General features: G+C 29.9%; 25 protein-coding genes. 2 read left to right on the forward strand and 23 right to left on the reverse strand.

Annotated features, from left to right (window positions below; genetic code table 11):
• Positions 1–109 precede the first annotated feature (109 nt).
• From ACQ3F0_RS07100 to ACQ3F0_RS07125, 6 genes are all read right to left on the reverse strand, one after another.
• Positions 110–1138: a potassium channel family protein gene (locus ACQ3F0_RS07100; protein WP_428864458.1), complete on the reverse strand. Its 1029-nt coding sequence runs from the start codon at positions 1136–1138 to the stop codon at positions 110–112.
• Positions 1139–1158: 20 nt separating this feature from the next.
• Positions 1159–2706 (reverse strand): polyamine aminopropyltransferase, encoded by a 1548-nt coding sequence (locus ACQ3F0_RS07105; RefSeq protein WP_428864459.1) that lies wholly within the window; start codon positions 2704–2706, stop codon positions 1159–1161.
• Between the two features lie 22 nt (positions 2707–2728).
• Positions 2729–2923 carry a DUF350 domain-containing protein gene (locus tag ACQ3F0_RS07110; RefSeq protein WP_428864460.1) on the reverse strand — a complete coding sequence of 65 codons (195 nt, stop codon included), beginning with the start codon at positions 2921–2923 and terminating at the stop codon, positions 2729–2731.
• A 143-nt stretch (positions 2924–3066) separates the two neighbouring features.
• A complete protein-coding gene (locus ACQ3F0_RS07115) occupies positions 3067–3273 on the reverse strand; it encodes a DUF350 domain-containing protein (protein WP_428864461.1) in 207 nt (68 codons plus the stop codon).
• A 39-nt stretch (positions 3274–3312) separates the two neighbouring features.
• Positions 3313–4140 (reverse strand): hypothetical protein, encoded by an 828-nt coding sequence (locus ACQ3F0_RS07120; protein WP_428864462.1) that lies wholly within the window; start codon positions 4138–4140, stop codon positions 3313–3315.
• 35 nt (positions 4141–4175) lie between these two features.
• Positions 4176–4700 (reverse strand): DUF4178 domain-containing protein, encoded by a 525-nt coding sequence (locus ACQ3F0_RS07125; protein WP_428864463.1) that lies wholly within the window; start codon positions 4698–4700, stop codon positions 4176–4178.
• Positions 4701–4878: 178 nt separating this feature from the next.
• Here ACQ3F0_RS07125 and ACQ3F0_RS07130 point away from each other — a divergent pair, with 178 nt between their 5' ends.
• The gene (locus tag ACQ3F0_RS07130) at positions 4879–5262 is read left to right on the forward strand and encodes a type III secretion system chaperone family protein (protein ID WP_428864464.1); all 384 of its coding nucleotides are present in this window, start codon (positions 4879–4881) and stop codon (positions 5260–5262) included.
• Between the two features lie 32 nt (positions 5263–5294).
• Positions 5295–5969, forward strand: coding sequence for a PspA/IM30 family protein (locus tag ACQ3F0_RS07135; RefSeq protein ID WP_428864465.1), 675 nt, complete (start codon positions 5295–5297; stop codon positions 5967–5969).
• Positions 5970–5991: 22 nt separating this feature from the next.
• Here ACQ3F0_RS07135 and ACQ3F0_RS07140 read toward each other — a convergent pair whose 3' ends face one another.
• The 17 genes from ACQ3F0_RS07140 to ACQ3F0_RS07220 form a co-directional block, all read right to left on the reverse strand.
• Positions 5992–6732 (reverse strand): MEDS domain-containing protein, encoded by a 741-nt coding sequence (locus ACQ3F0_RS07140; protein WP_428864466.1) that lies wholly within the window; start codon positions 6730–6732, stop codon positions 5992–5994.
• 140 nt (positions 6733–6872) lie between these two features.
• The gene (locus tag ACQ3F0_RS07145) at positions 6873–7400 is read right to left on the reverse strand and encodes a GNAT family N-acetyltransferase (RefSeq protein WP_428864467.1); all 528 of its coding nucleotides are present in this window, start codon (positions 7398–7400) and stop codon (positions 6873–6875) included.
• A gap of 35 nt (positions 7401–7435) precedes the next feature.
• Positions 7436–8170, reverse strand: coding sequence for a TatD family hydrolase (locus tag ACQ3F0_RS07150; RefSeq protein ID WP_428864468.1), 735 nt, complete (start codon positions 8168–8170; stop codon positions 7436–7438).
• Positions 8171–8376: 206 nt separating this feature from the next.
• Positions 8377–9375, reverse strand: a complete 999-nt coding sequence (locus ACQ3F0_RS07155; RefSeq protein ID WP_487250438.1) for a carbohydrate kinase family protein — start codon at positions 9373–9375, stop codon at positions 8377–8379.
• Between the two features lie 36 nt (positions 9376–9411).
• A complete protein-coding gene (locus tag ACQ3F0_RS07160; RefSeq protein ID WP_428864469.1) occupies positions 9412–10458 on the reverse strand; it encodes an NAD(P)-dependent alcohol dehydrogenase in 1047 nt (348 codons plus the stop codon).
• 63 nt (positions 10459–10521) lie between these two features.
• The gene (locus ACQ3F0_RS07165; protein ID WP_428864470.1) at positions 10522–11475 is read right to left on the reverse strand and encodes an ABC transporter permease; all 954 of its coding nucleotides are present in this window, start codon (positions 11473–11475) and stop codon (positions 10522–10524) included.
• Between the two features lie 18 nt (positions 11476–11493).
• Positions 11494–12981 (reverse strand): sugar ABC transporter ATP-binding protein, encoded by a 1488-nt coding sequence (locus tag ACQ3F0_RS07170; RefSeq protein WP_428864471.1) that lies wholly within the window; start codon positions 12979–12981, stop codon positions 11494–11496.
• A 106-nt stretch (positions 12982–13087) separates the two neighbouring features.
• Complete coding sequence (locus ACQ3F0_RS07175) at positions 13088–14059, reverse strand: sugar ABC transporter substrate-binding protein (RefSeq protein WP_428864472.1); 972 nt, start codon at positions 14057–14059, stop codon at positions 13088–13090.
• Between the two features lie 262 nt (positions 14060–14321).
• A complete protein-coding gene (locus ACQ3F0_RS07180; RefSeq protein WP_428864473.1) occupies positions 14322–15482 on the reverse strand; it encodes an ROK family transcriptional regulator in 1161 nt (386 codons plus the stop codon).
• 105 nt (positions 15483–15587) lie between these two features.
• On the reverse strand, positions 15588–15752 hold the full coding sequence (locus ACQ3F0_RS07185; protein ID WP_428864474.1) for a hypothetical protein: 165 nt from the start codon (positions 15750–15752) through the stop codon (positions 15588–15590).
• Positions 15753–15884: 132 nt separating this feature from the next.
• Positions 15885–18218, reverse strand: coding sequence for a YcdB/YcdC domain-containing protein (locus tag ACQ3F0_RS07190; RefSeq protein ID WP_428864475.1), 2334 nt, complete (start codon positions 18216–18218; stop codon positions 15885–15887).
• Positions 18219–18615: 397 nt separating this feature from the next.
• Complete coding sequence (locus ACQ3F0_RS07195; RefSeq protein ID WP_428864476.1) at positions 18616–19293, reverse strand: FadR/GntR family transcriptional regulator; 678 nt, start codon at positions 19291–19293, stop codon at positions 18616–18618.
• An 83-nt stretch (positions 19294–19376) separates the two neighbouring features.
• Positions 19377–20207, reverse strand: a complete 831-nt coding sequence (locus ACQ3F0_RS07200) for a carbohydrate ABC transporter permease (protein ID WP_428864477.1) — start codon at positions 20205–20207, stop codon at positions 19377–19379.
• Positions 20207–21103 carry a carbohydrate ABC transporter permease gene (locus ACQ3F0_RS07205; RefSeq protein WP_428864478.1) on the reverse strand — a complete coding sequence of 299 codons (897 nt, stop codon included), beginning with the start codon at positions 21101–21103 and terminating at the stop codon, positions 20207–20209. Before ACQ3F0_RS07205 ends, ACQ3F0_RS07200 begins: the two co-directional genes overlap by 1 nt.
• 91 nt (positions 21104–21194) lie before the next feature.
• Entirely contained in the window at positions 21195–22496 is a 1302-nt protein-coding gene (locus ACQ3F0_RS07210; protein WP_428864479.1) for an ABC transporter substrate-binding protein, read from the reverse strand.
• Between the two features lie 58 nt (positions 22497–22554).
• The gene (locus tag ACQ3F0_RS07215; RefSeq protein WP_428864480.1) at positions 22555–23724 is read right to left on the reverse strand and encodes a trans-sulfuration enzyme family protein; all 1170 of its coding nucleotides are present in this window, start codon (positions 23722–23724) and stop codon (positions 22555–22557) included.
• Positions 23725–23949: 225 nt separating this feature from the next.
• The gene (locus ACQ3F0_RS07220) at positions 23950–24387 is read right to left on the reverse strand and encodes an NUDIX domain-containing protein (protein WP_428864481.1); all 438 of its coding nucleotides are present in this window, start codon (positions 24385–24387) and stop codon (positions 23950–23952) included.
• Positions 24388–24800: the final 413 nt, after the last annotated feature.

Below are 24800 nucleotides of genomic sequence, written 5' to 3' on the forward strand. Positions count from 1 at the left end.
TATTTGTGTCAATAATTTTTTTGATAAACTTAATATATACATATACAAAATCTGAAGTACAAATAAGTTGTGACTTATATAATTATGTTTTGAATTGTTTGTCTATGTTTTATAACTTAACGTTAGAAATATAGATAATAACATCGTCCTTCTTAATTTTGCGATCATTGGTAGGATTTAAATGAACTTTTTCATCAGCAATTCCTAGAATGACTGCATGATGATAGGATATATATTTACTTGACAACTCCTTAAACGTAAGTCCTATATCATCATCTCTTACAGCGGATTCATAAAGTTCATTTCCATATGAATTTGTTAACAACTCTTTTAAAACAACACTAACATTTCTATAAACTGCGCTTCTCACCATAACTCGACTGCTCATTTGATTGCTAATTATAATGTCGTTAACATTAGCTCTTTCGAAATGAGGAACATTCTCTTCATTTAATACTTCTGCAATGATATGAATTGTTGGATTTAATTTATCAATTGCTAAACATATCAGTACAGATCTTGCATCAGCCATTCCGTTATTATCTTTCAATTTATCATCGGCAACAATCAAAGCAATATCCGCCTCAGATATATTAGCTCTGATTAATGTTTCGTCAAGAGTAGGGTCACCATGTACAAAATATGTGTTTTTTGTCTCAAATGTTAAACGTTCAATTTCTGATACTATAATAACTTTACGATCAGGATTATCACCTACTAATTCCTTTAACATGATTTCACTTTTTTTATTCCAGCCAATTATAACTATATGATTCTTAAATTTTAAGTCCATAAGCCCCATGCCTTCTTTCAATTTATTTTCAACCAAAAATGATGCAACAGCAGCTGTAAGAAAACCAAAGGTACTAATACCAATTAACATAAGAAGGCCTGCTATTAATCGACCACCTAAGGTTAAAGGAAAGTAATCACCATAACCAACAGTTGTCACCGTAACAAATCCCCACCAGAAAGCATCACCTAATGATAATTCAGTGTTTACTGCACCTTCAACATAATAAAACATAATAGAACATAGGAATAAAGAACTAAGTCCAATAAGGAGCAACTTATATATTTTTTCTTTTTCCATAGAAATATGAAGTGCTTTAATTGCATTTAATAGTACGGTTATCATGTTTTCTTCTCCCTTAATGATTAATAACTACTCCAAGCTTTTTGATAATAGCTGATAAGAACTGGATTAGTTAGACTGTTGACCTCAACAAGATCCTTTTTTTCCTCTTCATCACTACCAAATACAAATAAAGCTTGAACCATATCGTTGTTTAAATATTTTGTTGGTACAGTGATATCAATATCTTTTTCTTTAAACTCACGTTTAGAAGCTAATGTAAATCCCCAATCTCCAAATGCAGGAACATATACGTGATGACCTGAGACATTAAATCCTTCAGATTCAACAGTTTTTCGAATACACCAATAAGCTTCTTCAGCATAATACGGACTTGTTGATTGTATAGAGACCATACCTCCATCAGAAAGTCTTGCATAAATCAAGCGATAGAATAAATTGGTATAGAGTTTATTCAATGATTCATTATTAGGATCTGGTAAATCTACTATAATTACATCATATTCTTCATGAGTTTCTTCTAAGAATTTATAAGCATCTTGATTAACAACAGAAACCTTTTCATTATCTAATGCCCCTTGATTTAAATCTTGTATAAGTGGATTTGATCTACAAAATTTAATAACTTCAGGATCTAAATCTACCAAAGTTATTCTCTCTACATCTCCGTATTTTAATATTTCTCTAGCTGCTAATCCATCCCCACCACCAAGAATGAGTATGTTACTACGATTCTCAGCTAGTGACATGGCCGGATGAATCAGAGCCTCATGATATCTGTATTCATCCTGTGAACTAAATTGTATATTACCATTTAAAAATAAGCGCATGTCATCACGATGTTTTGTGACAACCATTTTTTGATAATTAGTTTGCTTACGATATATAATCTGATCTCTATACAAGTTGTCTTCAATTCGATTAGCTGTTTGATCAGCTGTAAAAAAGCCTACTAAAATAAGAAATGTAAATAAAAAAGCTAGCAATTTTAATAGCTTTATACGTTTGATATAGTCTGTATATTTATAAATGATAATATTGGCAACCATTATATTAATAAAACCAACAAAAAAAGACGTTTTAATATGTCCCAAATTTGGTAATAATATAAGTGGAAAAGCTACGGAACCAATCAAAGCACCAATATAATCAAAACTTAATACATTGGCAATTGTAATCCTAAGATTATTTTCATTTTCCTCAATAATTCGCGTTAATATAGGAATTTCTAGTCCTACTAAGATACCTATAATGATAATTGTCATATACATTACTATATAGTATGTATTGTAATATCCATAGGAAGCAAATAAAAATACAGCTGAGATACCACCCACAAGACCAATTAACAGTTCAATCATGACAAAAGTATCAAATAAATGACGTTGAAACCTTTTTGTGATGTAAGATCCAATTCCCATAGCACTCATAAAAAGCCCAATGGTTATAGAGTATTGTTTAACACTATCCCCTAATAAATATGAACTGATTGCTCCAATAATCAGTTCATAAATAATACCGCATATTGCAATAATAAAAACGGCAAAAAGCAGGGGCGTAGCATTAATTTTTTTTGTATTTTTTTCTTTATTAATGCTAATATCCGTCATATTGATCCCCTTAATATATAAATTATATTATCGCTGCACTTACAACAATAGCTACACCAATAAAAATTCCAGCAACAGCTAGTCCAGCAGCTACATTATGTTCATCAATTTCTTTGCTTAAATCAAAAGGCGTGATAATATCAAATACCTTATAACCTAAAGCACAAAAAAACATACCAATTGCAAAATAGATAATACTTGAAAGAATAGGATTCATTGAATAACCTCCTTTATTATAGATAAACCATACTGAAACTTAATCTATACATGTACAAAATCTCAGGTATTAATGAGTTATGGACTTGTATAGATTTATTGTTGAAGTTGTTTATCTTTTATTGCTTATTTCTAATAATGTTATTATACGATAGCTGCTTTGATGATGATGGCAACTGAAATAAATATAGCTGCAATCACTGCACCAACAGCTGGATTTTTTTCTTTTATTTCTTCTGCAAAATTATATGGTGTAATTATATCAAATATCTTATAACCAACAAACATTAATACTAATGCTAAAAGAGCATATATAATAGTTGCAATAAACTCATTGTTTAAAAATTCCATATAGTTTCTCCCTTCTATGATATACTTAACAAAACATTATTATTTCCCAAAACTTGTTCCTCCACCAACTCTTGATTTTGAGCCTGTGCTACCCATTCTAATAGAATTACTCTGTGTACTAGATGAGCTTGTAGTTGTTGTACTTTTAGATGACTGAGTTGATTTAGTAGTAGGTTTTGTAGTTGTCTTAGTAGTTGATTTTGTGGTTGATTTAGTATCAGTTGTTTTGTCACTGGCCTTCTGATTTTCAGTTCTTATCTTAGTTGATGCATTTTTATCTGTTTTAATTTTAGAAGAATCACTTGTTTTTGTATCTGTTTTTGTATCTGTTTTTGTATTTGTATTTGTATTTGATGTAGTAGTTTTTACTGTTTTTACAGGACGTACGTTGCTTTTTCCATATCGTTTAACATCTCGATTATAATATCTACTTGCTAAATAGTGAGCAGTATAGAAAGTACCAATATTGCTTCTATAAGGACGATATAAACCATGATATCCATTATTATGTACATATTTTCTAGAAGAAATTTGGATATAAGTATTCCCATCTTCACTTTCATATATTAATACATAATAATCATCATATGTTAACTGAATAGCATCATCATTATTAAGATCTGTATATTCCAAAGGTCTTTCTTGGTCAATCAAATATCTTGCTGCTTCTTCTACACTCATTGTTGTAGAATAAACTTTCGCCTTATCAGAGTGATCATAATTACTTGTAAGACTGGTTGTATATTTAAAATTAGAGTTATTATCAAGCTCTTTTGCAAATGATTTCTTTGAAAAAATTGAACCAAAACTTCCTAATAACGATAAAATAATAATTATACCCAAGATAACTGTAAACTTCTTTTTCATATCTTTAACCTCCTTTCTAAATAAACTATAGTAGATTAACCCTTAGGATAGATTTCTATATTAAAATCTTCTATTGGTCTACCCACGCTCATCTCAACTTCACCATTCCAGATTTCTATGGATAATAGATGTTCTCCATCTTCATCGGCATATTCATAGTAATCAACTTCTTCTCCTTTAACTACATTAATTTTTCCTTGAACTCTCTCAACGATAGCATCACTACCTTCTTGCATATAATAAGTTATACCCTTATATTCATAGGTTCTAGGAGCTTCAGTTGTAATAGCTACTACTTCTTCGTATAAACTTATTTCGATGTCATCATCTTGCTCCACGCTTAACCAATAGGTTTTTCGTGCATCTTTTATTTTATATTCTATCCATTTCCAGCCATGGTCGTTAAACGTTAATATGGCTTGTACTTCATAATCAACCTCTTCAATAGAAATAATATCACCTATACGCATGTTTAATACAGTTATAGAATTATCTTGCTGTTCCATTTTAGCTGTTTTATTAGCTCTAGATATTTTCTTGATTCTATCAATAAAACCCATTAATTGTACCTCCCTTCCCTTACTATCTTTTTTAATATTATCATATAATTTAGCAATATTAAAGTTGTTCTATGAAAAAAGTGGATTCTATACCACATGATGTGTATAATAAAGATAAAGTTGATTGACTAAAATAAATTTGGGTAAATTGATGTATATAATTTAGAGGAGGTTCACTATGGATATTAAGCGAAAAATAGAAGGATTTATGATTGATATGAACTTGTTGTTTGAAGAAATAGGAGAAGGTACATGGAGAATAGAAGATGACTTAACACATATAGATAATATTGTGGTAAAAGTTATCGATCCTATTGTTTTATTTAGAGTGAAAATAATGACATTACCTAATGAGAATAGAGAATCATTATATAGAACAGTATTAGAACTAAATGCTAATGACTTAGTGCATGGTGCATATGCTATTGAAAATAATAGTTTAGTTATTATTGATACTTTACAAGGAGAAAATCTAGATATGAATGAATTTCAATCAACTGTTGACAGTATCGGATTTGCTCTTTCGCAACATTATGATATATTAGCTAAATTTGCAAATTAATTATATATAAAAAAACTAGGAGGTAAATAAGTATGGGTATATTTAGTCGTATAAGTACAGTTTTTAAATCAAATGTGAATGATCTTATTTCAAAAGCAGAAGATCCTGAAAAAATGTTAAACCAACTTATTATTGATATGAGTGAGCAATACAATAAATCAAAAGGTGCAGTTGCCAAATCAATTGCCGACGAAAAGAGATTAAAAAAATCATTAGATGAGCAAGCCGCAAAGTCAGCTCAATGGGCTAGAAAAGCAGAATTAGCAGTAACCAGTGGTAATGATAGTCTCGCACTACAAGCTCTAAATAGAAAGAAAGAATATGATGAACTTGTGGAACAATATACAAAACAATGGCAGGGACAAAAACAAGCCTCTGATAATTTAAAAGCAAGTCTTAGAGACTTAAATAATAAAATTGAAGAAGCTAAACGTAAGAAATCCTTATTAATTGCAAGAGCTAAAAGGGCTGAAGCACAGAAATCTATTCAAGAAACTATGGCTAGTTTAAATGATAATAGTGTATTTGATTCATTCTCAAGAATAAGTGAAAAAGTAGATACCCTTGAAAGTGAAGCTGATGCCGAAGCTGAATTAAATGGATATATTGCTAATGATGATTTGAATAGTCAATTCGAAAAATTAGAAAATGGTGATGATGTTGTAATGGATGAATTAGCAGCTCTCAAGGCAAAACTTGGTAAATAAAACAAAATGATAAGAGGCTGCATTAAAGCAGCCCCTTTAGAATTCGGTCTTTTAAAATATATGAATGAGTATTTAAAGATTTATTAATAACTTCTTCATTTATAAATTCACCCTTATGTATATAGTCATAAGCGTCATATATGCAAATTAAAGATACATTTGTGTTTTTTAAAGCTTCACTTAAATTAATTTCCCAATCTAAAAAATCTTTTTGTGAAGTAGTTTGAATAGCATAGGTAGGTTGCCCAATCCATCGAACACCACTATATTTTATAACATCATTCTCTAAACAAATATTACCAATCTTCTCTTTTAGACCATCTAAACCACCATGTTTATTGCTCATAATCAATTCTTTTACAGGTCTAAATCTAATCATTTCAATAGAAACATTATTAGCTTTTAGAAAAGTCAATAATGGATTATAAAGTTTTTCCTCCATAGAAATATAAATAAGTTCATTATTCTTTATACCTTCATTAATGTAAAAATACATACTAGTAAAAAGGTGTTGCTTTCCATAGTAATAAAAAGTAGAGTGTGTTCCAAATAAATCTTTTAAATTTAATTTAGAATTTGATATAGCATTCAAACTCCTTTTACAAACAACACACTTGTACACTAAATCATCTAATTGCTGACTTAATTTAACTACTTCATCATTTACTAAATTATGATTTTTTTCTACTATTATATTGTTTAATTGTTCCTTACACTCTTGTATATTACAATTCAAATCACAATTGTTACATAAAAAACTCATCATCTCACATCCTTATTTTTAGCTTTAGTAAATTTCTTTTATCTGAATTATATCATACGTTATATGTAGAAATATGTATTATTTTGTAAGGCAATATTTTTTATACAACAATCCATCAAAATAAAATTAGAGCCAATAACTTATAATAATTTCTCATATAGTTTAAACCAATTTAAACCATAGTTTCCAAGTCCTAAGTCAACTGTACCAATATACTTAAAACCACATTTTTCATACAATCTAATAGCAGGTATATTTTCTTCATATACATCCAATCTAATTGCTTTTACTTGTGAGTTAATAGCATGTTCAATTGAAAAGTCTATCAATGCCTTACCTACACCACATTTCAAAGATTCTGGATGGACTACAAATGTATATACTACAAACACATCTGAATAGTCACTTTCAATTCCCCATTTTGCTTTATAATATGCAGGTTCAGGTTCATTACTTAAAATAATAGATCCTATGATTTTCTCATTATATTTTGCAACATAGAGATTGTTATTATTTATTCCATCAATTGCATTTTGACGAATAGGATAAATTCCTTTTTTCCATCCTGGATAATTTACTCCTTTTTCTAAATAGTCATTTAGATCGTTATAAAGCTGCTCCAGTTCATCAATATTATCCTCTTTTCCTAATTCAAAAATAATTTCCATAAATCCATCTCCCAACAAAACTAATACAAAATATATTAAATTATTAATCTATTAAAATTATTTTCAATAACTTTTAATATTTCATTAGTAGAAAGTTCTTTTATCTCCGCTACTTTTTTGATTACATCAATTATTGATCTTGGATAACCCCATTTTCCATTTACCCATTTTAAAGCTGTTGGTCCATCAGTTTCCACTAGTAGTCTATCGATAGGAATTCTAGACAATATTTCTTCTGTTAGTTTAGAATATCCTATATCAACACTTATAGTAAAATAACAGCCCAACTCTATAAATTTTTCTAAGGTTTTGATTTCACCACTAAACCAATGAATAATTACTTTATTATAGTTATGACTCTTTAAAATATTGTAGATTTCTTCCTCTGCACCTTTTGTATGTATTGTTACAACTTTGTTTCTTTTAATACTCTCTTCTAATATAAAATTGAAAATCTTTCTTTGCGTCTCATATGTACTTTTATCCTCTACCCAAAAAAAATCTAATCCAATTTCTCCTATAAGCTCACTTTCTTGGATATATGGAATTAACTCTTCAAGATTCCCCTTATATTCAGCAGCCTTCCACGGATGAATTCCAAAAGTAGCTTTGATATATTGACTCTTTTGACTAAATTCTTTATTCTTTTTGTAACTTTCTACATCCATAGCAGAAGAAATACTTAGAATTTTATATCTATTTATTTCATTTATAGCATTATCAATCTTATCATCAAAAAAATCCAAATGAGTATGTGCATCAATATACATTTAAAAACTCCTTGTTTCTTTATTAAAATAATTGGTTACTTATAAATTATATATCTGTGTTTTTTCACAATTATACCATGAATTATAGCAAGTTTCATAATAAATACCACTTACAACAAAAGCAAATGAGGTATGCTCAAAATTGTGCATACCTCATTTGCTTTTATGTATAATCATTTACTTCTTAAATTTATGGTTAGAAAACCTTATTTTATAATATTTCTAATTGTCTCCTCATTGGGCATAGCAGGAATTGCACCTTTTTTTGTAGTTGTAATTCCTCCTGCTGCATTAGCAAATAATAGAATATCATCTAACTCATCTTTTTTCATAGTTTTTATTTCTTTTAATGTTTTACATCTTAATCTATAAAGTATAGCTCCTAAAAAAGCATCTCCTGCTCCAGTTGTATCAATTGAATTCATTTTAAATGCATCTATGAATCCAGACCCTTTTTCATTTGAATAATATGAACCTTTATCTCCCATAGAGATCAAAACAAGTGAAGCACCCATATTCTTAATAAACTTAACACATTTCTCTACATCAGTTTCATCAAAAAGGAATTCCATTTCCTCTTCAGATATTTTCACAATATCCGCCAAAGGCATTATTTTCAAAATTTCTTCTTTTGCTACTGAAGAATCCTTCCAAAGAGCTGGACGATAATTTGGATCATAACTAATGATTCTGTCATTATCTTTAGCATATATCACTGCATCAATTGTAGCACTTTTGCAAGGTTCATCTGTTAATGATACTGAACCGAAATGGAATACTTTACAATTTTCTATTAAATCCTTATTGATTTCTTCCTTTGTAAGCATCATATCCGCACCTGGTTTTCGATAAAAACTAAAAGATCGTTCTCCTTGCTCACTTAAGTGTACAAATGCCAATGTTGTATGTACATCTTTTGCCATAACAAGGCCTTTAGAATCTATATTGCTTTCTTCGATAACACTCTTCAAAAAATATCCAAATTTATCATGGCCCACTTTTCCAATGAATGCCGTTTTACCACCAAGTTTAGAATGCATTGCTAATACATTAGCAGGTGCTCCTCCTGGATTTTGTTCAAACATAGGATTTTGCACATTATTACACTTAACAGGAGTAAAGTCTATAAGAAGTTCTCCAATTGCAACTACATCATACATAACATATCCATCGTATAATGAAATCTCTAAAGACTCATCATACATTTTCCTTTCTTAATTATTTCCTACACAAATTACAGTTTAACTAATATGAACAACTGCCTTAACAATATCAGCCTTATTCTTTACACTACTATCCATCGCATTTTGGATATCATCAAATTCAAAAATATCTGTAACAATATCTTCAAGATCAATGTTTCCACTTGCAACAGCATCAATTGCCATAGGGTAAATATGTCTATAACGGAACACAGTCTTAAATGTCACTTCTTTATCCAATGCCAAACTCATTTCTAAATTCATCATCCCTGTTTTACCATATCCAACTAAAACTATATTTGAACCTTTTTTCACCATATGTATTATCTGATTTGTAGTAATTTCAGTTCCCGCTGTTTCTATTGCTAAATCACAGCCTTTTCCATTTGTAATCTCCATTACTTTTTCAATCGGATTTGTCTCATTAGCATTAATTACGTGTGTAGCTCCTAACTTAAGAGCTTTATCTAAGCGTTTTTGCATTATATCTACAACAATAATATTTGATACACCTTGAACTTTAAGAGCTAAAATAGTAACCAAACCTATAGCCCCAGCACCTGTAACAACAGCTGTTTGACCTGCATGTGCTTCTCCTTGATTAGCTGCATGTACTCCAACAGCTAAAGGCTCAATTAACGCTCCTGCCAATGTACTAACATTTTCAGGTAATTTGAAGCATAAGTCAGCATCATGGGCAACATATTCTTGAAATACTCCATCATATGGTGGTGTTGCAAAAAAAACTACGTCAGGACACAAATTATATCTCCCTGTTTTGCAAAATTCACATTTTCCACATGTCTTCCCTGGTTCTAATGCAACACGATCTCCAACTTTTAAATCTGTCACTTCTGAACCTACTTCAATAACAACACCACCTGGTTCATGTCCTAGTACAAAAGGTGGCTCTACAATATAATTCCCAATACGACCAGTTTCATAATAATGTAAATCAGAACCGCATATTCCTACATACTCTAATTTAACTAATACTTCTTTTTCGCTTACTTTAGGAATTTCACGTTCTTCATATCCCATCTTTCCTATCCCATTCATTACAGCTACTTTCATTTTTCCTTCCATATTCAAACCTCTTCAACTTTCTATATTTTTAATACTCCTCATCTTACTCTCTTCAAAATATATTTACGCCTTAATACCTTTAAATTTACGATTTTTCTGCAGACAATCAAAAGCTACTGCTAATAATAACACTAAACCTTTAGTTAACATTTGTACGTATTGGCTTACGTCAAGAAGAACCAATCCATTACTAAGTACTCCAATTATTAGAACACCCGCAACAACATTCGAAATCTTTCCATATCCACCATTAACACTAACACCACCAAGAACAACCGCTGTTAATACATCAAATTCAAAACCTTTACCTGCAAGAACTTGACCAGAATTGGTTCTTGAAAGCATTACAATACCTGCAATACCTGCAAAAAATCCTGAAAGTGTATACACTAAATATTTAACTCTATTTACATTAATACCAGACAACTTTGCAGCTTCTTCATTGCCTCCAACAGCATAAAAGTACCTTCCAAAATACGTTTTGTTCAATATAAATGCACCGATTGCTAAGATTACAATCATGATGATAACTGGTATAGGTATAGGTCCTATATAACCTTGACCTAACACAGTAAAAGCTTTTGGAAAACCAAAGATCGGCATCCCCTTACATATAATGTAAGCAAGCCCTTCAATTACTGTCATTGTAGCCAATGTTACAATCAGTGGTGGCATTTTTATATTAGCAATGATCCATCCATTTATAAAACCAATAGATGTACTCATAATAATCGCTATTATACTTGCTATAACAGGATTTACACCTGCATTAACCATTAACCATGCAGTAACAATGTTTACTAATGTTATTTGAGATCCTATTGAAAGGTCTATACCTCCAAGTAATAATACAAAAGCCATACCAACTGCAGCAATACCTAACATAGACACTTGTCGTGCAATATTAAATAAATTTGATGGAGCAAGGAAAACCTTTGATGTTATTGAGAAAAAAATAATCAACAATAATAGTACGACAAAGATTCCATATTTCTTAAATCCAGCTATAAAATTCATAACATTATCCCTTTCCTTTTACAATGACGCAAAGCTCATAATAGTTTCTTGATCAAAATCATTTTTTTTGAGCATGCCACTTATTTTACCTTCAGATAAAACAATGATTCTATCTGACATTCCCATAATTTCTTCCATTTCTGATGAAATCATTAAAATAGTTTTTCCTGACTCAACTAATGTATTAATCAATTTATAAATTTCATATTTTGCTCCTACATCAATACCTCTAGTAGGTTCATCCAATATGATTAAATCAGGATTAGAAGCAAGCCATTTCCCAATAATAACCTTTTGTTGGTTACCACCACTTAGATTTTTCACTAATTGTTCTAAATTAGGTGTTTTAATTTTCAATTTCTCTTTGTAATCCTTCGCTATCCTGTTTTCTTCTTTTTTATTTACAACAGATGCCTTTGAAATCCTGTTAAGAATTGCCATACTAATATTACTTCTAATATCAATATGGAGTAATGCACCTTGTTTTTTTCTATCTTCTGGAACTAGTGCTATCCCATGATCAATAGCTTGTCTTGGTGTTCTTGGAGATATTTCTACTCCTTTAAAAATAATTTGACCACTAGTTTTAGGTTTAGCACCAAATATTAACTCAGCAAGCTCTGTTCTTCCCGAACCAATTAGACCTGCAAATCCCAAAACCTCTCCTCTTCTAATTTTAAAAGAAATATCAGTAAGACCATTACCACATAAATTCTTTACCTCTAATAATGTCTCATTAGAAACTGATGATTCACGAGAAGGATATGTTTCTTTCAATTCACGTCCAACCATTAATTTTACAATTTCATCAATGTTTGTTTCATTTGTATTCAATGTCTTTACTTTTTCACCATCTCGCATAATAGTAATCCTATCAGTCAATCTAAAAATTTCATCTAATCTATGGGATATATAAATAATGGTTACTCCAGCTTCTTTCAATTTATCAACAATGGAGAACATAGACTCAACTTCTGACTTTGTTAAAGGTGCTGAAGGTTCGTCCATAATAAGTATCTTAGCTTTTTGTGATATAGCCTTAGCTATTTCAACAATTTGTTGATAGCCTACGGTTAAATTACTTACCAGTTCATTAGGATTAATATTAATATCGAATTGTTTAAATATCTCCTTTGACTGTTCAACCATTGCCTTTCTATCAATAACCATTCCTTTTCTTATGGCTCTGCCTAAAAAAATGTTTTCAGCTACTGATAATTCTCCAACAAGATTAAACTCCTGATATATAACAGCAATTCCATTTTCTTCAGATACTTTTGGTGTCATAGATGTAAATTCTTTTCCATCAACAATAATTTTTCCACTATCAGGAACAACTGCTCCTGTACATGTTTTAATTAACGTTGATTTTCCTGCACCATTTTCCCCTACTAACGCATGTGTTTCGCCTTTTGCAACCTTGATTGTAACATCGTTTAATGCCACTACTCCAGGATATGTTTTTATAATATTATTAAGTTCTAAAATCGTATTTGAAATATCCATAATATCTACCTCACGTAGCCTCTTAATATTTAATTGACTTGTGATAGTTAGATATGCTCTCCATCACAAGTCATTGTATAAATTCTTAATTAAATCTGCTTATGGTTTATTTATAATATTGGTCAAGATTTTCAGCTGTTACTGGAATAGTAGTACGATATACTTCTTTCTCTACTGATTCCCCTGCAACAAGTTTTTCTAACCATCCATATATTTCTGTAGCAATTGCATTTGCATCACCTGTAATAAGTACAGACATTCTGTTTGCTTCGTTGTTCTTAATAGCTTCTAGTTCTTGTTCTGTAGCATCCGCAGCAAAAACACCAATATTATCTGTTAGTTTACCTGCAGCCTTGATTGCTTCATTGGCACCAACTGCTCCACCACCACCGATACAAGCAATTACTTGTACATCTGGGTTAGCTTGGAAAACAGTTTCCATTTTTGTCATACCTTCAGTTGGATTAATTGCACTTGTTTGTGCAACAATTGTTGCATTAGGTGCTTTTTCTTTAATTGCATCAACAATACCATTTCCTCTTTCCAAAAGAATTGGAATTTGAGGATAGTCTAATACTGCAACCTCACAAGATCCATCATGCTTTTCATTAATCCAATTAGCAGCTTGCTCACCAATAATTTTTCCTAATTCATAGTTGTCAATCAACCAAACTATATCTGCATTTTCTAAGTTTTCATCCCAGCTATATACTTTGATACCAGCTTTTCTAGCTTCACCAAGAACTTGCTCAACTGCATTTGCATCAACAGGATGAATAACAATTGCATCAACACCACTTGCTATAAAATTTTCAACTTGTTCAATTTGTTTTGCTGCATTGTTTTTACAATCTAAATATGTCATGCTACCGCCATCTGCTTCAACTAAACCTTTTAATTCTTCACAAGAGCTTGACCAAATTTGATTACTAAGGTCTTGAACTGTCATTCCTACTACCATACCAGCTTTTTCGCCGCCATCAGTACTTGCAGCAGTATTCTTTTCTTTCTCACTACACCCAACCATCATTGGTAGCGCTAGTACTACAATTAATAACATACTTAAAAACTTTTTCATTTTACTCCCCCTGGCTTGTACTTTATCCTTATAACAAACCAGCTATATACCAGTTTATTAAAATTCAAAAAGTACATTTGTTTTTTCTTTATTAAACTCTTTAATAAAGTATTTGCATTAATAATATCACCCTAATGAATGCATGTCAATACTTAAAATGTATTTTTTTAAACGATTTCATATTTTTTCTTTAAATTGATAAATTAAACAAATAAAAAAGCAAACATCTCATAGGATTGTCGCTTTTCCATAATTATTTTCATTATATTGTAGCTATAAATCTTTCAATATGTTGTAGTGCAGCTCCAAGTGCAGATGCTTCTACTCTATATCGACATGATTGAATATATGACGCATCAACTTCAAAGGTATTTAATACTTCCACTTCTTCTTTCAATCTTGATAAATAAGGTTCAATATAACCACCTACATAACCACCTATTATTATAGAGCAATCAAATATCATACGTAAATTATTAACTTCAATTGCTAAGTGAGAAATATACCTATTCCAGATTTCTCTAAATTCTTCATTTCCATTTTCCATTTCTTTAAAAAACTTTTCTAATTTTCCATCTGTATGTTTTGCTAATATTTTAGCTGAGCAATAAGCATCAACACAACCGTTTTTACCACAATAGCACTTATCTCCATCAGGTATAAGTGTCATGTGACCAAACTCTCCGCCTCTTAAATTATCTCCTAAATACAATTTATCAGTAATAGAACTATCACATAAATATGACTTTCTATCCTCTAAAATAGCTCCACCTACACTATTACTTAGAGAAAGATATACTGCATTATCACATTTTTCAAAATGATACACTTCAGCCACCCCAGCAGCATTAGCATCATTCATAAAAATACATTGATAAGGTATAAATTCTGTAATTCTTTCACTCTGAATATTTGTTAAATTAAGTGCATGAGAATATAATATTTTATTATTCATCGTATCAACAATACCAGGAATTGAAATACCTACTCCCAGAAATTCTTTATCTGAATCTATTATATTACTTTTAAATTCAAGTGCTATATCGGCCATTTCTTTATAGTATTCTCTATTATTTGAAAATGGCTTATAAACTCTTTTATGTTTAAGTACATCACCTGATAAATCTGTAAGTACAAGACCAATATGGTTTTGAGTAATATCAATTCCCAAGGCATGATATGTGTTTCTAACAGGTGCAATTGCTGTTGCCTTCCTACCACCAGTAGATTTAAACTCACCAACTTCATGCACTAATCCCTGTTTTAATAGTTCATTTATATTTTGTAAAACTGTTGGCATACTGATACCTAACTCCAATGATATATCTGGCTTTGATACCCTTTTGTGTTTGTTGACATATCTAAAAATTCGATTTCTATTTATTTTTTTTACGTGTATATTACTTGCTCCTTTTCTCTCCATATCAGTCCTCTTTCTAACTTTATTAAAGTGTTTACATTAGTATTATTATATCACTTTGTTAAATCATATACAAGAAGGAACTTTTTATAGACAAATCCAGTCTTACTAAAAATCATCAAAGTACTTGTTTAATATTTCCGTTCCATATAGGACAAACCTACCATTTCTTATTAAATCCACTTCACTTTTATCCTTTTTCACAATTTTTACATATTCAATTTCTTCATAGGGAAATATAATATCTGTATGAGTATTAAAATAAGCTTTCATAGGATTTTCTTTTAAAACATAATAAACTCATTATAAATTATTTGCAAAATAAGGGTTTATAAAGCAAATATTTATAACGAGTTTATATTTAAAGCATCCATTATAATTTTATCATAATTTCTATAACGGTAATTATCTATATATACCTAAAGATGACTCTTTATTATTCAATAAAACATTATATAAACCAAGATATAATTCTTCATTTGAAGCCGTATCCTTTGCTCTTACTAATTTATTATTTACTTGAATCAGTCCTAGTCCATCTGCTAAAGCAACATAACCAATAAGATCTTTGTTAATCTTTTTTGAATCTTTATAATTCACAGCAAATATACCTTTACATTCTGCAATGTTATCATAATTTAAGAATTTAATAAAAGCTTTCGCCATTTCCTCTCTAGTAACAGCTTCCTTTTCATTAAAATTCTTTGTATCACCATCGAAGAATCCATAGTACTTTGCCATCTTTAAGTAGTCATCTTTTGATAATTTCTTTTCTCCTGTATTTTCACTGCTATCTTCTTTTGCTTCATTCAAATTATCTGCTCTAAAACTACTTTTCTCTTCAACTACATATGGTCTATATCCTAAAGCATCAACTAATACCTTTATCAAATCCATCTTTTGAACATCTTTTTTAAGAACAAAATCTTTTGTATCTATTATGCCGTTATAGGCTAATATACTTAATTCCTTTTCAGCTTTACTTCCTTTAATTTCTTTCTTAAAATCTTCAATATTATCATTAATTTCTTCTCCATCATAATTTAAAAAATCACCTGTAAAAGCATCAATATTATTAAAACTGTAATATGGTTTTTCCCCTTTTAACTGATAAACAAGTTCTACTTTCCACTGTGGCTTATCCTTATCATTACTAAGATTCATAATCTTATATCCAAGGTCTGCACTGTATTTACCGAATAATATTTCCTTTGTCTTATCTTTTCCTATATTTCCTTTTGGATTTTGAAAAACAACATCTTCTTCCCAGTTAACATTTATGTTGCAAATTTCTCCTGTTTTAGCATCAATCTGTACTCTTATATTGTTGTTATTATAAGGAATATCATTTTCAATCCTAGTAAATGAATAGTTATATCTTCTCTCAGGTATATCATCTTTTTCTATATCTATGTTTATTTCATGATTTTGCTTTAGTTCTATGTTTTTTATCTTGTCTGGTAAATATTCTGCTAATGCAGTTATTGCTTCATAATATCCTTCTTTCCAATTCATTGCAGGTTTAAATTTTTCATCATATCTATAATCATTATAATCTTTGTAAATAGAAATTATTTGTCCGGTTAAAGCATCGATACTTATACTACCTGATTCTACTACCTTCTTATCTTTACCTTCTTTTTTAAAATAAGCCCTCCAGCTACTTTTTTCTTGGAATTCATTATCATTATATTGGTACTCTTCAATAATATATCCTTTACCAAACATCCCTATAATAATATTCTCCATTATTACTTTAACTTCACTTTTTTCCAAAGGTTTTGATCTTTTACTTATCGTTTTAGCTTTTTTATAAAATTCCTTTTGTTCATTCTCGTTTAATTGTGCTGTTTCTGTTTTTACGTTATCCTTATTATCTTCATTTAGGTATTTCCCTGCTCCATTAATAATAGTCCCCTTTTCAAAGCTATTATCAAATACTAATTTAACATTTTTCTTATTTTCATTATCCTGATATTGATATTTATTTCTAAAACGTTCATATACTATTTGAGATGTTAAATCATTCTTAAAAATATTATTAGCTTTAGTTTTGCTTATCACATTATTCGTTGATGATGGAAATTGTAAATCATCATCCCATGTAAAATTATAGTTAACTACTTTTCCTGATACTCCATCCACTGTGATTTTTATATTATTGTCCTCAAACTTTATTCCATTTACTATTCTAGAATATGTGAACTCATAGCTATTTGAATATTGAGTACTTTTTGACCAATTATCATTATCTAATTTACTTTCTTTAATCTTCTTGGAATTAATCTTATTTGCAAATTTTCCACTAATTTCTTTTGCCTCATCAAAGGTAATAGTGGGAACTTTTGATTTTCCCTCTGCATTTTGATCATTCATTGAAATGGATTTTATTGTACCGTCTTCAGCATTTATGGATGCATGTAAATAAATATTTGAGTCATAGGTATTTAAATTCCAATTTACATTCCAATAAACATTTGTTTTTCCATATCTTTCATAATTGTCCTGAGTTATATTACATTTAAAATTTTCATTTATTTCTGTTCCAAAATACTTCTTTATAGCATCTTTTGCAATTGTTTTTGCTTTTTCTTTACTAATTTTTATATTTGCCTTTCCTGATTCAATAGATATTGCCACCGGAGTTTCCCCTTTTAGAGTACCAGCTAAAGCAAATGTGCTACTTCCTAATATAATCGAAGTACATAATAACATTGAAACTATTTTATTTTTATTCATACTATCTCTTCCTTCCACCAAAATTATTTTGCTTTTACTTTATATACGACAAAATAATAAAAAAGTTACCTTTAGAAGAAATTTTTAGTTGATTTATCTGAAATTTATAAATTTTACTCAAAACCAATGCATATATAGCTAGAAAATCACTCCAATTCACTAAGAAATTCTAAAGTTTGTTACGATGACTTTTACGCTATATATTCTTCTTCTCACCACTGAAGGATGGAATTTATAAATCGATGTGAATATTTTACATAATGTCGCAATGTATTGATATAACTGCATTTAACATATATGAAATTCCTGAAATAATTTATAAATTCCTTTACAAAAATAAATGGCTGCCGAGAATACGGCAACCATTTAAATTTTTTGTTGTTTCTATCTACGAATTTTACAATTCTTCTTCAACACTTTTAATAATAACTTCATATCCGTCCATGATTCTTTCAAAAACTCTTTCTGCTTTCTTTACTTCCTTTTTCTTGATACATTCATAGAGTTCTTTATGTAAATTTATTCGCTCATTAAATGCTAACCCTATACCGAGAGGATTTTCCCAGAACACTGTAATAGCATCATTTATATCATTAACAACATTCATTAATAATGGATTTTTTGTTGCTTTGTAAATTGCAAAATGAAAAGCCTTATCTTCTTCGGGACAATTTTCACCATTATTAGCTTTTTCAAGCATAACAACTAAATTTTTTTCCATTTCTTTTAAATCATCCTCTTCAGCTCTTTCAGCAGCCAATTTAACAGCTAGACTTTCAATTGCTCTTCTAACTTCCATAATATGAAATAAAGATTGTTTTTTATTTTCTAAATTCAAAATAGGAATATGATTTTCTTTTTCTTTAACAAATATTCCTCGACCGTTAATTATTTCTACTACATTTAAAGCTTGTAAGGTTCTTAAAGCTTCTCTAAGAGATGTTCTACTTACACCGAATAATTCAGATAATTTTAATTGATTGGGAAGCTTATCTCCTGGTTCTAGATTATTTGTTTTTATATATTTTTTCACTTCATTTACTATAGATTCGTGTAACTCAACTCTCTTAATCATAATACCCTCACTTTTCCTCAAAATCGTAAATTACTATATAATATATTCTACAACATATAGTATACAGATTCCACAGTTAAATCCTATCCCTTTACTGCTCCACTTGTTAACCCTTGAACCAAATATTTTTGAATCATTGCGAACATTATAAATACTGGTATCAAGGCTAATATTGTAGCAGCAGACATAGTTCCCCAGTCTATTTCGTACTTTCCAATAAATGTGTTTATTCCTACTGGTATTGTTTTAATAGCTTCTGAATTTATAAACATAATACTAAAGAACAGATCATTCCATGCACCTATAAAAGCAAATACAAAAGCTGCAACCATGCCTGGCAGCATAACTGGAAGTATTATTTTGAATAATGATTCCACCCTTGAGCATCCGTCAATCATTGCTGATTCTTCAAGGGCAATGGGAATTCTCTCAAAAAATCCTTTTATGAGCATAGTACAAAATGGAATATTTAATACTATATAAATTAGTATTAGCCCAATAAGCGTATCAAATAAATTGATTTTAGCAAATACTATGAACAACGGTATTATTATTACCACTATAGGAATCATTTGTGTAGCTAAAAAAACAAGTAAAGTAATTTGTTTACCTTTAAATTTAAATCTGGACATAGAATATCCTGCAAAAATTGAAACCATTGTAGTGAAAAAAGCACAACTCATGGAAACGACCATACTATTTTTAAAATAAATTGGAAAATCAGTTGCTTTCCACAACTTTTGATAATTACTAAATGTAATTTTGGTTGGCAAATATTTTAATGGTACTGTTACTATCTCATCAACAGGTTTTAATGAGGTCAAAAACATCCAGAGAATTGGAGTAAACATAAATATAAAAAACATAATCAATAACACAACTCTTAAAATAGATATCTTTGAATTTTTCTTCATTAAAAATCACCTGCCTTATCAAATTTGGTCATTACTGTATAAAATGCTACATATACGAGCAATATCAACATAAAAATAACACCTAAAGCTGATGCTTGCCCAAAGTCAAGTCCTGTATATGCCTTGAAAATTATAAATGTTGAAAGTATCTGTGATGAATTGGCTGGTCCTCCGTTTGTTATTGTATATATAATATCTGCAAAATTAAATATCCATATAACTCTAAGTAATATAGTTACTAATAAAGTTGGCTTTATATAGGGCAGAGTTATATTGAATAGAGTCTGTACAGATGATGCTCCATCTATGCTACCAGCTTCATAAACTTCTGCTGGTATTGATTGTAATGCGGCTAAAGTCATAATTGCAAAGAAAGGTATTCCATACCATACATTTGCAATTATTGTTGATACCAAAGCAAGTCCTTCAGTTGAAAGAAAAGCAATAGGTTCTTTTATAATATGTAGTTTCATAAAAATATCATTAACTAAACCATACTGACCATTTAATAACCATTTCCATATTAATCCTATTAAAAAACCAGATACCGCCCAAGGAGCAAGAACTACAGCTTGGTATATGGCTCTACCCTTAAAGGGTTTATTTAAACAAAGAGCTAGTGTTACTCCAAGAATAACCTGAAATACTAAAGATATCGCTACCCACCAAAAAGAATTCTTTAGAGCTATTAGAAAGATTTTATTTTTTATGACATTTATATAGTTTTCAAAGCCACAGAAGTATTGTTCTATTTCATTTAATTTATAGTGATAAAAAGATGTTTTAATACCAATAATCATTGGTACACCAATAAAAATAATTATAAGTACAAGTGCTGGAATGATATACATGTATGGTTCAAGTTTTTTCATTCTATTATTTGTTTTTTTCTTCAATAGAAACACCTTCCTTCAATTATAAAATAGCACTCAAGGATTGATAGAAACTAACTGATAATCCTTGAGTGGTTTTTAATATTTCACTTTATTATTTAGAATTATATTTTTCATAAGCATCTTCAAGAGAATCTGCCCATTCATTCATAGTCTCTTCAGCTGTCTTCTTACCTAAAAGATAATTTTGAAGCCCTGCAACACTTTCATTTGCAAAGAATTCTCCCCATTCTGGCAAAAATTGAGGGTGAGTAAAAAATACTGTTTTAGGATCAGCTGCTGTATCTGTCCATGCTTTTATATCACCTTTTGAGAAGTATTCATTTTCTAATGCTGCTTTCATAACAGGCATAGTATTTGTTCTTATATTCCAATCAGCATTTATTTCTGGGTTCATCATATATGATATAAACTTCCATGAAGCTTCCTTGTTTTTTGATGTTGAGAACATTGAGAAACCTATATTACCAGATATTAAATATCTGTTTCCATCTTTTCCATATGGTAGAGGTGCTGTTTTATATGTTCCTTCATCCATAGTTTTTTGACAAGAACCAATAACCTCTGAATCTTGCATCAAGAATCCAGTTACATTTGAAGTAAAGGCATTAACTTTTTCATTATAACCCCAGTTAAGAGCATCTTTTGGCGCTGCATCTGTATATAGTTCACAGTAATCTTTAAATGCCTGAATAGCTTTAGGATCTCTTAATACTGACTTTCCGTTTTCATCAAAGTAATTGTCTTTTCCAGCCTGTGACATTAAAATATTAATGAGTTGTGTCCATGCTCCTTTTCCACCCCTAAATGAGTAACCATATTTATTACTTGATGAGTCAGTAATTTTCTTTGCAGTTTGGAATAATTCATCATATGTTTTTGGAACTGGGAGATTACTTTCTTCTAACCAGTCTGCTCTATAGAACATTCCTCTTATAAATAACCCGTATGGTAAAATATATTGAGTATCCTTATACTGTCTGCCTAATTTTAAAGAAGATGGTGTAATATCATCTTTATGTTCCCATTTATCAACATATGGACCAAGGTCTTCGATAGCACCAGTAGCCCCCATTTCAGCTAACCAGTTATCTGCCATTTCAACAACATCAGGCAATTTCTTACTAGCTATTTGAGTAATAATCTTATCGTGAGCTTGTTCCCATGGAGCAGATATAAGTTCAACTTTTATGTCAGGGTTTTTGCTTTCAAAGTCAGATATAAGTTCTTTTACATATTCGGTTCTTTCAGGACTAGTTAGAGTTTCCATAAACTGAATCGTTACTGCTTCTCCTTTTTTGTCCACATCCGTTGTTTTTTGACCACCGCATCCTGCGAGTAAACCTACAGTTAATGTCATTCCTGTTAGTAATGAAATAATTCTTGACTTTTTCATAATAATTCCTCCCCTAAATAATAATTATTTAAAACCAATTGAATGGTTCTTATACTTATTAACCTTTTAGAGCATTTTTCAAATCATCAATTAATGAATCTACATCTTCAAGTCCAACAGAAATTCTAATCAGCCCTGGATCAATACATTGTTTTTGAAGCTCATCTACATTATCTCCATGATTAGCAGGTAAAATCAGACTTTCATATCCTCCCCAACTAACTCCTAATTTAAATATTTTACATGCATCAACTACTTTTTTAACACTTTCAAATTTTTTGGATTTTAATTCAAAACTGAATAATCCTGAGTAACCTTTTAGTTGCTCTACACCAAGTTCAAAATATTGATTAGATTTTAAAGCAGGATAATTCACTTTAGAAACGTTTTCATTCTTTTCAAGATACTCAGCTATTTTTATTGCATTTTCTTGATGTTGTTTCATTCTTGTAGAAAGTGTTCTTATTCCCCTAGTTAAAAGCCATGCCTCAAAAGGTCCTAGACATCCACCATGAAGTTGAAATTCGTTATAAAATATTTTATCTATTATCTCTTTTGAAGATATTATAACTCCAGCAACTACATCACTATGCCCTCCAATATATTTTGTACATGAATGAACTGATACATCTATATCCATATCAAGAGGTTTTTGAAAAATAGGTGTTGCCCATGTATTATCAATTATTGTTTTTATTCCTTTTGATTTTGCTAAGTCAGCAATTTCTTTTAAATTTAACATGTTAAAAGTCATTGTTCCTGGACTTTCAACATATATAATTTTTGTATTAGGTTTTATTGCCGCTGCTACACTTTCTAGATCACCATTTACTAATATGTCGTGCTCAATTCCATACTTCTCTATGTATTTAGCATATTTAAGTGCAGGTCCATAAACATTATTTACAAATAAAATGTGATCTCCATTACCTGTAAAAGCATCTATAGATGCAGATATTGCTGCCATTCCTGAGCTGAAACACTTTGCTGATTCTCCATGTTCAAGTGCTGCTAATTTTTTCTCTAAAATTTCAACTGTTGGGTTTGTCCCTCTTGTATATAAATAACTTTCTTTTTCGTTACGAAAAGCTTTACATAACTCGTCATAATTATTAAATATAAATAATGAATTTTGAAATATTGGTGGAACTACAGCCCCATAAAATCTATCATAGTCATCTCCTAGATGTGTAGAAATATTTTTTTCTTCCTCAAAGTTGTATTTCATAACATAAAGTCTCCTTTCGTTTCGATTTCTAAAAATTCTAATATAATTACAGTTGCTTTACAATTTATATAATATCATAATACTGTATTGTTGTCTACCTGTAATACAGGTATATTTTGTATATTGTTTTATCTAATAGAAGTTTTGAAGACTTTTATTTTCTTAACCTAAAGAAAGCTCTACAAAAGAGCTTTCTTTTAAAAGGTATCCAGATCTATTTAGTTATTATCTAACATAAGTCCCCTTATTAGATAATGCATCATCCAACCAATTAGGATGCATTTTTAATATATTTGATGGTAATTTGTTTATAGGGAAAAATTTAACTTCTAAAGTTTCTGGAGAACTAGTAGAAATTTTTCCTCCAGTTATTTTACCTTGAAAACAACAAGTCACAAAATGTGTTATTCGTCCGTCTGGATATTCAAAAATTTGAGACTTTGGATCAGAATACACTCCTATTAAACGCATTATTTCAACCTGAAGGCCTGTCTCTTCAAATACTTCTCTTTTCGCTGCTTCAGTTACTGTTTCACCTGGTTCAACATGACCTGAAGGTATACCCCAAAGATTAACATCAGCTCTTTTTTGTAATAAAATATTGTTTCCATTATCAAAAATTATAATAGCTACACCTGGACAAATTTCTTTAACTTTTTCCATAATATCTCCTCCTTAAGAATCTCAATTTTTAGTAATAAAAAAATAACTGTGTTTTAAAAATAATGTTGATACTAATTTAAAAGTTCACAATTGAAATAAATTACGAACTAAAAAAGTGACAAGTGATAAGTTACAAGTGACAAGTTAAGGTTGATTTTCTTTTAGAAAATCTTTAACTAAGCCTTTGTTAGCTTCGCTAACTGGAATAAGGAACTTTTGCTACGCAAAAGGAAGTCATTTTATCTTTTGTATAATTAAAAGCTTTCGCTTGCGAAAGGTATCCATAACTTGTCACTATAAATTGCGAAGCTTGTTCGCAATTTATAATTATTGCCTACAAAATCAACAACATCTTAAAACAAAGCTAAAAAAATATAAAAATAAGCCCGAGTAGATAAGAATTCAGCGTATAA

The organism is Clostridium sediminicola (genome assembly GCF_050402865.1).
GTDB lineage: Bacteria > Bacillota > Clostridia > Clostridiales > Clostridiaceae > Clostridium_AF > Clostridium_AF sediminicola.